This window comes from Streptomyces lichenis, from assembly GCF_023218175.1.
Lineage (GTDB): Bacteria > Actinomycetota > Actinomycetes > Streptomycetales > Streptomycetaceae > Streptomyces > Streptomyces lichenis.
In genome coordinates, this window is sequence record NZ_JALPTH010000017.1 from 156,190 (window position 1) to 168,399 (window position 12,210).

Sequence of the window (12,210 nt, forward strand, 5' to 3'; positions counted from 1 at the left end):
GGTCATGCTCCCGATCATGCCGTACCCCGCCGACAGCGCCCGCCGGCGACCGGGGACGTGAACCGGATCACCTTTCCGTTTGCCCCGCGCGCACCGGGGCAGGCACGGCTCCGGAGCGGATCCTGTCCAGGTTTCCGCTGGTACGTACAGCTGGTCATGTTTCTGTGCAGCACCTTCGCGAACACCCGCTCCACGGTCTGCCGAGCGGGGGCGACGGACCGTCACGCTCCGACCCGAGAGGTGTATGTGTCCAGGCTCCAGGCCGACGGTCTGTACAAAGTGTTCGGCAGGGCACCCGACGAGGCGGTACGCCGGCTCGCGGCGGGCGCCGACCGCGGCGAACTGCGCGCCGACGGGACCACGGCCGCGGTGATCGACGCCTCCTTCACCGTCGACCCCGGCCAGATCTTCGTGGTGATGGGCCTGTCCGGCTCGGGCAAGTCCACCCTGCTGCGCATGCTCAACGGCCTGCTGGAGCCGACCGCCGGACGGGTCCTCTTCGACGGCCGCGACCTCACCTCGCTGCCCGCCCGCGAACTGCGCCAGGTCCGCGCCACGAAGATCAGCATGGTCTTCCAGCACTTCGCGCTCTTCCCGCACCGCAGCGTGCTGGAGAACGCCGCCTACGGCCTGGAGGTCCAGGGGGTGCCGCGCGCCGAACGCGAGAAGCGGGCCGTCGAGGCGCTGGAGCTGTGCGGGCTCGGCGGCTGGGCCGCCTCCTGGCCGGACGAGCTGTCCGGCGGCATGCAGCAGCGCGTCGGCCTGGCCCGCGCGCTCGCCACCGACGCCGACCTGCTGCTGATGGACGAGTCCTTCAGCGCCCTGGACCCGCTGATCCGCCGGGACATGCAGGACCAGCTGCTGGAACTGCAGAAGCGGCTGAAGAAGACCATCGTCTTCATCACCCACGACCTCAACGAGGCCATGCGCCTCGGCGACCGGATCGCCGTGATGCGGGACGGCCGGATCGTCCAGCTCGGCTCCGCCGAGGACATCCTGCTGCGCCCCGAGGGCGAGTACGTCGCCTCCTTCATCCAGGACGTGGACCGCTCCCGGGTGCTCACCGCCGCCGCCGTGATGACCGAGCCGGAGCGGGACGGCGAGGGGGAGTGCGACTGCCCCTCGGTCAGCCCGGACACACCGGTCGCGGAGGTGTGCGCGGTCAGCGCCCGCGTACCGCATCCCGTCGCCGTACGGGACGCGGACGGCAACGTCGCCGGGACCGTGCCGCGCGAGCGGCTGGTGGCCTTCATCGGCGGGCAGGAGCCGGACGACGCCCGGCCGGTGCCCTGCGCCTGGGCCGCCTCGGCCTCCGCGAAGGAGGCCGCGCATGCCTAGGCTCGCCCTCGGCGAGTGGGTCGACAGCGCCGTCGACTGGCTCCAGTCCCATCTGTCCTGGCTGTTCGACGCCATCAGCTCGGTCGTCACCGGGATGTACGACGGCATCAGCGCCGCCCTCACCGCGCCCGAACCGCTGCTCTTCGCCGGCATCCTCGCCGTACTCGCCTGGTGGCTGCGCGGGCTGCTCGCCGGGGTGCTGGCCTTCGCCGGCCTCGCCCTGGTCGACTCCATCGAGCTGTGGGAGGACGCCATGTCCACCCTCAGCCTGGTGCTGGTCGCCACCGTGGTCACCCTGGCCGTCGCCGTACCGCTCGGCATCTGGGCGTCCCGCTCCAAGACCGTCAGCGCGGTGACCAAGCCGGTGCTGGACTTCATGCAGACCATGCCGGCGATGGTCTACCTCATCCCCGGGATCATCTTCTTCGGCGTGGGTGTGGTGCCCGGCATCATCGCCACCATCATCTTCGCCCTGCCGCCCGGCGTGCGGATGACCGAACTCGGCATCCGCCAGGTCGACGGCGACCTGGTCGAGGCCGCCGAGGCCTTCGGCACCAGCCCGCGCGACACCCTGCTGCGGGTGCAGCTGCCGCTCGCCCTGCCCACGATCATGGCCGGCGTCAACCAGGTGATCATGCTCGGTCTGTCCATGGTGGTCATCGCCGGCATGGTCGGCGGCGGCGGCCTCGGCGGCGCCGTCTACCGCGCCATCGGCAACGTCGACATCGGCCTCGGCTTCGAGGCGGGCGTCTCCATCGTCATCCTCGCCATGTACCTGGACCGGATCACCGGCGGACTGGGCCGCCAGGTCTCCCCGCTCGGCCGCCGCGCCGCCGCCAAGGCCCGCGCCGCCGCCGGCGGGCTGAAGGTCTGGCACCACCGGCCCCGGCCGGTCGTCGCCGTCGCCGGGGTGCTGGTCCTCGCCCTGGTCGCCGGAGGGCTCAGCCTCTTCGGCGGCGCCGGCAAGGACGCCACCGCGGCCGGCGGCGACATCGGGCAGGGCAGGAAGGTCACCCTCGGCTACATCCCCTGGGACGAGGGCATCGCCTCCACCTTCCTCTGGAAGGAGCTGCTGGAGCGCCGCGGCTTCGAGGTCGACGCCCAGCAGTACGAGGCCGGGGCGCTGTACACCGGGATGGCGAACGGCCAGATCGACGTCCAGACCGACTCCTGGCTGCCCACCACCCACGCCACCTACTGGAAGAAGTACCAGGACAGGCTGGAGGACCTCGGCTCCTGGTACGGCCCCACCTCGCTGGAGCTGAGCGTCCCCTCGTACGTCAAGGGCGTCGACTCGCTGGCCGACCTCAAGGGCCAGGCCGGGCGGTTCAAGGGCCGGATCGTCGGCATCGAGCCCAGCGCCGGCGAGATGGGCCTGCTCAAGGACAAGGTGCTGAAGGAGTACGGCCTGGACGGCGAGTACCAGGTCGTCGACGGCTCCACGCCCGGCATGCTCGCCGAGCTGAAGCGCGCGTACGCCAAGAAGGAGCCCATCGTCACCACCCTCTGGTCACCCCATTGGGCGTACTCCTCCTACGATCTAAAGAAGCTCAAGGACCCGAAGGGCGCCTGGGGCAAGGGCGACGGGGTGCACACCCTGGCCCGCAAGGGCTTCGCCCAGGACAACCCCGAGGTCGCGAAGTGGCTCAAGGGCTTCAGGATGAGCGAGCAGCAGCTCACCGACCTGGAGGCCACCATCCAGCAGACCGGCAAGGGCAAGGAGCAGCAGGCCGTCCGCACCTGGCTGGATGAGCACAAGGACCTCGCCGAGAAATGGGCCCCGGCCCCCGGCGGCGCCTCCGCGGCCTCCCGCAACGCCGACGGCGAGGACGAGCGCACCCGCCCGCTGAACGTCGCCTGGTTCCCCTGGGAGGAGGACATCGCCGCCACGTACTTGTGGAAGGCGGTCCTTGAGCGGCGCGGCTACCGCATGAACCTCCAGCAGTTCGAGGTCGGCCCGATGTACGCGGCGCTCTCCCGCGGCCAGATCGACGTCCAGTTCGACGGCTGGCTGCCCACCACCCAGAAGCGGTACTGGGACGCGTACGGGGACAAGCTCGCCGACCTCGGCTCCTGGTACGGCCCCACCTCCCTGGAGATCGCCGTCCCCGACTACGTCAAGGACGTCCACTCGCTCGCCGACCTCCAGGGGAAGGCCGATCGGTTCAAGGGCCGGATCGTCGGCATCGAACCCGGCACCGAGACCATGAACATCCTCAAGGAGAAGGTGCTGCCCGGCTACGGCCTGGACGGCGAGTACGAGGTCGTGGACAGCTCCACCCCCGGCATGCTCGCCGAGCTGAAGCGCGCGTACGCCAGGAAGGAGCCCATCGCGGTCATGCTGTGGACCCCGCACTGGGCCTACGACGAGTACGGGCTGACCAAGCTGAAGGACCCGAAGAAGGCCTTCGGCGGCGGCGACCGGCTGCACACCGTCGCCTCCAAGGAGTTCCCCCGCCGGTACCCGCAGCTGACGAAGTGGTTCAAGGACTTCACGCTGACCGAGAAGCAGCTCTCCGGCCTGGAGAACGAGATCCAGCGGCGCGGCAGCGGCCACGAGGAGGAGGCCGTGAAGGCCTGGATGGACCGCAATCCAGGGATCGTGGACACCATGGCCCCGCTGTAGTTTCCGTCTTAGCCCCCTCGGGCCCCCGCCGGAGATGCGATCGTCCGGCGGGGGCCTCCGGTTTCCGCCGGGGCCGGTGGCCGAGCGGCCGGCGGGGGCCTGGCGGGTTCCGCCGGGGCCGGTACCGCGGAGATGCGATCGTCCGGCGGGGGCCTCCGGTTTCCTCCGGTGCCGGTGGCCGGGCAGCGGCTCATTTCCGACCCCGCGCCTCCGCTTTCCCACCCGTTGCGCTACTCGGGCGTACCGCCGCTGCGTAAGGTGGTCGCAGAGGGAGGGAGACCCCGACATGGACGAGAAGGAAACGCTCCGGGTGGGCGCCGCCGTCCGCAGACGGCGCAGAGCGCTCGCGCTCACCCTCTCCGCGGTCGCCGAGCGCAGCGGGCTGTCCGTGCCGTTCCTGAGCCAGGTGGAGAACGAGCGCGCCCGGCCCAGCATGCGCTCGCTCCAGCGGGTCGCCGCCGCGCTGGACACCACCACCGTCGAACTGCTCGACGCCGCCGACTCGGCCCGTACCGTCGGCGTCGTCCGGGCCACCGAGGACGCCGGACTGCCCGGCGCCCGGCCCCTGGTCCGCGGCGAGCACCAGATGCACGCCGAGGAGTTCACCGGCGACCACGACAGCGGCCGCGAGCTGGTGTTGCGCAACGACGCCATGCTCTACGTCGCCGACGGCAGCGCCCAGGTGGAGGCCGAAGGCCGCGCCTACCGGCTGGAGCGCGGCGACACCCTCTACCTCTCCGGCGGCGTACGCCACCGCTGGCGGGCCGGCGACCCCGGCACCCGGGTCCTCGTCATCGCGGTCACCGAGCACCTCGACCCGGCCGGCTGATGCCGGGCGCCCGCCCCCGGGTGGTCTCCCTGGTCCCCTCCCTCACCGAGGCGGTCGCCGCCAGCGCCCCCGGGCTGCTGGTCGGCGCCACCGACTGGTGCACCCACCCGCCCGGCCTCGCCGCCGCCCGGATCGGCGGCACCAAGAACCCGGACACCGCCGCCGTCACCGCGCTCCGCCCCGACCTGGTCATCGCCAACGAGGAGGAGAACCGCGCGCCCGACCTGGACGTCCTGCGCGCCGCCGGGCTGACGGTGCTGGTCACCGAGGTCCGCACGCTCGACCAGGCGTTCACCGAACTGGACCGGGTGCTCACCGCCTGCGGGCTCACCTCCCGGCCGCGCTGGCTGGACGAGGCCGAGGCCGCCTGGGCCGCTCAGCCCCCGCCGCCCGCCCCCCGTACGGCCGTCGTCCCCGTCTGGCGGCGCCCTTGGATGGTGCTCGGCCGGGACACCTTCGCCGGCGACGTGCTGGCCCGCCTCGGCGTCGTCAACCTCTACGCGGACCACGCCGACCGCTACCCGCGCGTCCCGCTCGACGAGCTGCGCGCCGCCGGCGCCGACCTGGTGGTGCTCCCCGACGAGCCGTACCGCTTCACCGCCGACGACGGCCCGGAGGCCTTCGCCCCGCTGCCCGCCGCGCTGGTCGACGGGCGGATGCTCACCTGGTACGGGCCCTCGCTGGCCGAGGCACCGAGGGCGCTGGGAGCGGCGCTGGCGGAGGCGGGGCGGTAGCGAGGCCTTCGGTTCCCCGTCCACCGCCTGGTCCAGGTCTTCCGGCCGCGCTGTCGGAGGCGCGGTGCATGATAGGGCGCATGACGAGCAACGGGGGACGACACGAGGAGCCGACCAGCTACGGGCTCCAGCCGCCGGCGCCCGGCCCGGCACCCGCCCAGCCGGCCCACCCGGGCCCCGCCGGGTCCGCCGAGCCGGTTGCGGGGGCGCCTTCGGGGCCGCCTTCAGAGCCACGTTCGGAGCCGCGTTCAGGGCCGCTTCCGGGGCCGCGTGAACCATCGGCTTCCGGCACCGGCGGCGGTACGGGTGCGGGGGCGGCCACCGGGCCGGTCTCCGGTACGGGGGCGGGTTCGGCGCCTGGTTCCGGTGCGGGGGCGGGCTCCGGCGCGGGTACGGGGACGGGGCCGGGCTCCGGTGCTGGTACGGGATCGGGGCCGGGCTCCGGCGTTGGTACGGGGTCGGGGCCGGGCTCTGGCGCTGGTGCGGGCGCGGCCGGTGACGAGTCCGGGATGGCCGGCGCCGTGGCGGCCGCTGCCGCCGGGGTGCGCACGGTCGGCCCGGACGCGGGCGCGGGGCGGTTGGTGGGCGGCCGCTACCGGCTGCTGGAGCGCCTCGGTGCCGGAGGCATGGGCACCGTCTGGCGGGCCCGCGACGAGGCCGTGGACCGCGATGTGGCGATCAAGGAGCCGCGGGTCCCGGAGCACTTCAGCCCGCACGAGCGGCGTACCGCCTCTCTGCGGATGCAGCGCGAGGCCCGGGCCGCCGCCCGGATCGACCACCCCTCGGTGGTGGCCATCCACGACGTGGTAACCGAGGGCGACAGCCCCTGGATCGTGATGGAGCTGGTGCGCGGCCGCTCGCTCGCCGAGACGCTGGAGGAGGGCACCCTCGCCCCGCGCGAGGCGGCCCGGGTCGGCGCCGCGGTGCTCGGCGCGCTGGCCGCGGCCCACGAGGCGGGCGTACTGCACCGCGATGTGAAGCCCGGCAACGTGATGCTCGGCCGCCATGAGCGGGTGGTCCTCACCGACTTCGGTATCGCCAAGGTGGAGGGGGAGGAGAAGCTCACCGAGACCGGCGGCTTCGTCGGCTCCCCGGAGTACATCGCCCCGGAGCGGGTGCTCGGCCGCGGCTCCGGCCCGGAGTCGGACCTTTGGTCCCTGGGGGTGATGCTGTACCAGGCGGTGGAGGGTGTCTCTCCGTTCCGCCGGCAGACCACCCCCTCCACCCTCCAGGCGATCCTGCTGGCCGAGCTCCCGCCGCCGCGGCACGCTGCCGGGCTGGTCCCGGTGATCACCGGGCTGCTCCGCAAGGAGCCGGAGGCCCGGCTCACCGCGCAGTCCGCGCTGCCGCTGCTGCGGTCCGCCGCCGAGCCGCAGCCGGTGCCCAGCCCACCGGACCACGCCCCCACCGCGGCGGTGCCAGGTGCCACCGGCATCACCGGCACCCCCGGCATCCCCGGCGGACCGGACGGCCCCGGTCGGGGGAGCGCGGGGCGCGGCAACCGCCGCACCCGGCTCGCCCTGGCCGGCGGGGCCGCCGCCCTGGTGCTGGCGCTGGTGGTCACCCTGTTCCTCCAGTTCCGCGGGGAGGACGTCCCGGAAGGCTGGAAGCGGTACGAGGAGTACCGGATGGGGGTGGCCGTGGCGGCGCCCGCCGACTGGGGGATCGCCACCCGCGACGACCTGGACAACTCCGACGGCCCCTACCTCGGCACCCGCTACACCTCACCCAAGGGCGATCTGTCGATCCTGGTGGACCGGCAGGCCAACGCCACCGAGACGGCCCGGGCCACCGCCGACCGCTGGAAGCAGGAGTACGAGAAGGCCACCCCGCCGACCGGCGGTACCAAGGCGGTCGGCTCGGTGGAGAGCACCACCGAGCAGGGGCGGGACGCCGCGCTGCTCACCCTGGCGTACAACCGCGACGAGGACGGCGCGCCCCGGCGGCTGGAGAAGACCCTGCTGGTGGTCACCGCCCAGCAGCACCGGCTGTCCATCCAGGTGAACGTCCCCGCGGGGAAGTCCGCCGAGACCACCGCATCCGAGCTGCTGGCGAAGGCCCGTTCGCTCTACCGCATCGACGACGCCCCCGAGCGGCCCCTGCCCTCCGCGACACCGTAGGCCGTGCGTCCAGGGCCGGCGGCTGCCGGGGGCGGGGCGAGCGTCAGCCCCTCCCGGCGGTGGCCGCCCCGGCCACAGGCGTCCGGTACGGGCGGCCGGCCTCGGCCCTGGGGGGTCGGGCCGGGCGCGGCTCTCCCGGGGGCGGTCGGAGCAGGGAGCCGGTGGCCAGGCCGTGCCCGGTGCGGACGGCCACCGTGCACCAGGCGGCCACCAGGAACACGTACAGCGCCACGGCGAGCCAGTGCAGCGCGCCGATCCCGGTGTGCCGCGCCAGTCCGGCCGCCCCGGTCACGCAGGTGCCCACCGGGAAGGTGAAGGCCCACCAGGTCATCGAGAAGCCCATGCCATGCCGCCGGGCACGCACCACCAGGGCACCGGCCAGGGCCAGCCACAGCAGGGCGAAGCCCAGCACCGGCACCCCGTACAGCACGGCCAGAACCGGTGCGTACGGGACACCCGGGACCGCGTCCGCGAAGGCGCCGGCCGCCGTGACCGACTGGCCGAGCGGGCCGAGGACCAGGAACAGCACCGGGGTGAGCGCGGCCGGCGGCGGCCCGTCCGCCAGCAGCCGGCCGACGACCAGCGGCAGCAGCGCGAGCGTCGCCAGCAGGCTCAGCCCGAACATCCCGTGGCAGGCCGTCAGCAGCGCCCGCTGCCACGGATCGGCGGGCAGGTGCGCGACCAGCGGCGGACCGAGGGCCGCCGAGACCATCGGCGGCACCACCGCGAGCAGCCACACCGGCGAGGCGGCGGCGGGCCGGCGGGCCACCACCATCAGATACGGGACCGCCACGGCGACCGCGAGCCCGAGCAGCGTCCCGGCCGTGTACAGCACCGCGTCAAGGATGACCGCCGCCAGCAGCCCGATCCACTCCCGGCCCGCCGTGAGCGCGGCGCCGCCGACCGCGAGCGGGGCCATCGCCGCACAACCGTGGAACGGCGCCGTGGACGGGTCCCGCAACTGGGCGAGGGCCCGGTCACGATGGCGCGCCCAGTGCATCGCGCGGGCCGCCACCAGGGCGGCCAGCATCAGCAGCGACAGCGCCCAGACCGCGGCCAGCGCCGTGGGCAGTCCCGGCACCGGCAGCCGCAGCGCCGCCCCGGCGCCCGCCACCATCGCCGTCCCCATGACCGCGGCGTACCAGTTGGGACCGAGATACCGGACCCCAGCCAGGCGAACGCGGCCGGGAGACGGCAGAGGACCGCCAAGCAGGCGAGTGCGGCCGGGATACGGCAGAAGGCCGCCGAGGTACGGCACAGGGCGGCGACTCGGCACGGAGACCGGGACGGGGGAGCGGCTCATGACCACCACCATGTCCTTCTCCCACGTCCCCCACCAGGGACAACGACCCTATGACCTCATAAACTGACCTTATGAGCCCGAGTCCGACCCGGAGTCTGTCGCATCGCGTTCCCGACCTCGGCGCGCTCGAACTCCTGCTCGCGGTCGCCCGGCACGGCAGTCTCGGCCGGGCCGCCCGCGAGGTGGGCATCACCCAGCCCGCCGCGAGCAGCCGTATCCGCTCCATGGAGCGCCTGCTCGGGGTCGCCCTGGTCGACCGCTCCCCGCGCGGCTCCCGTCTCACCGACGCCGGGGCGCTGGTCACCGACTGGGCCCGACGGGTGGTGGAGGCGGCGGAGGCCTTCGACGCGGGGGCCCAGGCGCTGCGCGACCGCCGGGACTCGCGGCTGCGGGTGGCGGCCTCCATGACCATCGCCGAGTACCTGCTGCCCGGCTGGCTGATCGCCCTGCGCGCGGCCCGCCCGGGGACGGCGGTCTCCCTCCAGGCCGGCAACTCCGCGGCCGTCGCCGAACTGCTGCTCGCTGGCGAGGCCGACCTCGGCTATGTGGAGGGTCTGGCCGTGCCCGAGGGCCTGGACGGGGCGGTCGTCGCCCGGGACCGGCTGGTGGTGGTCGCTGCCGCCGCCCACCCCTGGGCCCGGCGCCGCCGCCCGATAGCCCCCGCCGAGCTGGCCTCCGCCGCGCTGGTGCTGCGCGAGTACGGTTCCGGCACCCGCCAGGTCCTCGACGCGGCCCTCGCCGACCACGGCGGCCTGGCCGAGCCGCTGCTGGAGCTGGCCTCCACCACCGCCGTGAAGGCCGCGGCGGTGACCGGCGCCGGCCCGGCCGTGCTCAGCGAACTGGCCGTCACCGAGGAACTGGCCTCCCGCCGCCTGGTGGAGGTCCCGGTCGCCGACGTCTCCCTCACCCGCGCTCTCCGCGCCGTCTGGCCCACCGGCCCCCTCCCCGCCGGCCCCGCCCGCGACCTGCTCTCCCTGGCCGGAGGAAGCGCCTCCTGAGCCGACCCTCCCGTCGCCGCCCGTTACCGACCGTCCGCTGCGCACCGGCTGCCGAATGCTCCAGCTGTCAACCGAGGGTTGACGCTCTCTGACTGTCAACCTAAGGTTGCCTCATGGAGACGAATCCGACGAACCCTCTTCCCCTGAACCCGCCCATCCGGCTGGACGAGCTGATCGAGACGATCAAAAAGGTCCACCCCGACGCCGCGCTGGAGCAGTTGACGGACGCGGTGCTGGCCGCGGAGCACCTCGGCGAGCTGGCGGACCACCTGATCGGGCACTTCGTGGACCAGGCCCGGCGCTCCGGGGCCTCCTGGACCGACATCGGCAAGAGCATGGGCGTCACCCGCCAGGCGGCCCAGAAGCGCTTCGTGCCGAAGGAGCCGGGCGGCGGCGAACTCGACCCGAACCAGGGGTTCGCCCGCTTCACCCCCCGGGCCCGCAACGTGGTGGCGGCGTCCCAGAACGAGGCCCGGGAGGCGGGCAACACCGAGATCGGCACCGCCCACCTGCTCCTCGGCCTGCTCGCCGAGCCCGAGGGCCTGGCGGCGAAGGCCCTGGTGGCCCAGGGCGCGACGGCGGACGCGGTACGGGAGGCCGCGTCCGCCGTACTGCCCGCGGCCGCCACCGAACCGCCCGAGCTGGTCCCGTTCGACGCGGGAGCCAAGAAGGTGCTGGAGCTGACCTTCCGGGAGGCGCTGCGCCTGGGCCACAACTACGTCGGCACCGAGCACATCCTGCTGGCCCTGCTGGAGTTCGAGCACGGGGGTGGGCTACTCGGCGGCCTCGGTGTGACCAAGGCCGCCAGCGAGGCCGACATCACGGCGGCACTGGCGAAGATCACCGGCGAGAAGTAGGCCGGGGGTGCGGCGAACGCGGGGAAGTAGGCCGGGGGTGCGGCGAACGCGGGGAGGTAGGCCGAGGGCGGCGGGGGTCGCGGCAAAGTGAGTGTCGGGACCGCCGGGAAGTAGGCCGGGGGTGCGGGGATGTCGGCGGGGGAGTAGGCCGAGGGGGGCCGGGAGTTCGGTGGCCGGTGGTTGGTGGCCGGTGCGCGGGTCGTCCCGCCTGGCACCTGCCTCCGCTTGGGCGGCCTCGCCCCCAACCTGCTTCTGCCCAGGGCCGGCCCGCCCTGCCTGTCTCTGCCGGGGCCGGCTCATCCTCGCCCGCTCCTGCCAGGGTCGCCCCGCCTGACGTCCGTCTTCGGCTGGGCCGCTCCGCTCCCGCTTGCTTCTGCCCGGTCGGCCCGCCCTGCCCGCCCTGTCCTGCCTCGTCTCTGCCGGGGCCCCGCCTCCCGATCGGTCGCCGCTTTGGTCGCGCCGCCGGGCTCCTTTCCTCACGCTATCGGGCCGTCGACCTTCCTTCGCTCGGGTGGCCGGGCCCGCTTCCTTCCCTTTGTACGCGCCACGCCCGCCCGCCCCCTTCCTTTTTGGGCAACGAGTCGGTGGGGTGCCGGAGTGCCCGGTTGGCGAGAGTTCGCCATTGCGGTGTTCGGTCCGGCTGCTGCCGGGGTTCCTTCTGGGGAACGGACCGGAAGGCGGCGGGGTGCCGGGTTGGCGAGGGCTCGCCACAGCGGTGCCCGGTGTAGGGAGGGGGTCAGGGGCTGGTGGCGGCGGCTACCAGTCCTTCCATGACGCGGAGGTCGTGGCCCATCTCCGGGTGCCACTGGACGCCCAGGGTCCAGGCGGGGCCTTCCGCTTCCAGGGCCTCCACGGTGCCGTCGGCGGCGTGGGCGCAGGCGGTGAGGCCCTGGCCGAGGCGGTCGACGGCCTGGTGGTGGTAGGAGGGGACGGCGGCGGTCTCGGGGGTGAGGGTGGACAGCAGGGTGCCCGGTACGGGCTTGACCTCGTGGTGGGTGAAGGTGCCCGGGCCGCCGGTGTGGCCGTCCAGGTGCTGGACCAGGGTGCCGCCCAGGTGGATGTTGAGCAGCTGCATGCCCCGGCAGATGCCGAGCAGGGGGGTGGCGGTGGAGAGGGCAGCCTCGATCAGGGCGAGTTCCCAGGCGTCCCGTTCGCGGGCCGGCGGGCCCGTACGGGGGTCGGGCTCCGCGCCGTAGTGAACCGGCTCCACATCGGCGCCACCCGCCACCACCAGGGCGTCCAGCCGGGAAACCACCTCGCCGGCCGCCTCCGGCGCGTCCGGTGGCAGCAGCACCGCCGTACCGCCCGCCGCCTGCACCAGCCGGGGATAGCCGGCCGGCAGCAGGGCGGCGGGCAGCTGCCATACGCCCCAGGCGGCCGGCTCCAGGTAAGTGGTCACCGTCAA

9 protein-coding genes are annotated in these 12,210 nt (G+C 74.1%); 7 read left to right on the forward strand and 2 right to left on the reverse strand.

Annotation, left to right across the window (positions count from 1 at the left end; translation table 11 throughout):
- Positions 1-246 precede the first annotated feature (246 nt).
- From M1O15_RS18680 to M1O15_RS18700, 5 genes are all read left to right on the forward strand, one after another.
- A complete protein-coding gene (locus tag M1O15_RS18680; RefSeq protein ID WP_248635073.1) occupies positions 247-1,338 on the forward strand; it encodes a quaternary amine ABC transporter ATP-binding protein in 1,092 nt (363 codons plus the stop codon).
- Positions 1,331-3,964, forward strand: coding sequence for an ABC transporter permease/substrate binding protein (locus M1O15_RS18685; protein ID WP_248635074.1), 2,634 nt, complete (start codon positions 1,331-1,333; stop codon positions 3,962-3,964). Before M1O15_RS18680 ends, M1O15_RS18685 begins: the two co-directional genes overlap by 8 nt.
- Before the next feature lie 286 nt (positions 3,965-4,250).
- The gene (locus M1O15_RS18690) at positions 4,251-4,793 is read left to right on the forward strand and encodes a helix-turn-helix domain-containing protein (RefSeq protein ID WP_248635075.1); all 543 of its coding nucleotides are present in this window, start codon (positions 4,251-4,253) and stop codon (positions 4,791-4,793) included.
- A complete protein-coding gene (locus M1O15_RS18695; protein WP_248635076.1) occupies positions 4,793-5,527 on the forward strand; it encodes a helical backbone metal receptor in 735 nt (244 codons plus the stop codon). The genes M1O15_RS18690 and M1O15_RS18695 overlap by 1 nt, the downstream gene beginning before the upstream one ends.
- A 509-nt stretch (positions 5,528-6,036) precedes the next feature.
- Positions 6,037-7,647 carry a serine/threonine-protein kinase gene (locus tag M1O15_RS18700; RefSeq protein ID WP_248635077.1) on the forward strand — a complete coding sequence of 537 codons (1,611 nt, stop codon included), beginning with the start codon at positions 6,037-6,039 and terminating at the stop codon, positions 7,645-7,647.
- Positions 7,648-7,690: 43 nt separating this feature from the next.
- On the opposite strand, the gene M1O15_RS18705 is transcribed toward M1O15_RS18700, so the two are convergent.
- Complete coding sequence (locus M1O15_RS18705; RefSeq protein WP_372499503.1) at positions 7,691-8,950, reverse strand: TDT family transporter; 1,260 nt, start codon at positions 8,948-8,950, stop codon at positions 7,691-7,693.
- Positions 8,951-9,021: 71 nt separating this feature from the next.
- Between M1O15_RS18705 and M1O15_RS18710 the strand changes: the two genes are divergently transcribed.
- Together M1O15_RS18710 and M1O15_RS18715 are read left to right on the forward strand one after the other, a co-directional pair.
- On the forward strand, positions 9,022-9,948 hold the full coding sequence (locus M1O15_RS18710; RefSeq protein WP_248635078.1) for a LysR family transcriptional regulator: 927 nt from the start codon (positions 9,022-9,024) through the stop codon (positions 9,946-9,948).
- 113 nt (positions 9,949-10,061) lie between these two features.
- The gene (locus M1O15_RS18715) at positions 10,062-10,805 is read left to right on the forward strand and encodes a Clp protease N-terminal domain-containing protein (RefSeq protein WP_248635079.1); all 744 of its coding nucleotides are present in this window, start codon (positions 10,062-10,064) and stop codon (positions 10,803-10,805) included.
- 736 nt (positions 10,806-11,541) lie between these two features.
- On the opposite strand, the gene M1O15_RS18720 is transcribed toward M1O15_RS18715, so the two are convergent.
- On the reverse strand, positions 11,542-12,210 hold the full coding sequence (locus M1O15_RS18720; protein WP_372499504.1) for a gamma-glutamyl-gamma-aminobutyrate hydrolase family protein: 669 nt from the start codon (positions 12,208-12,210) through the stop codon (positions 11,542-11,544).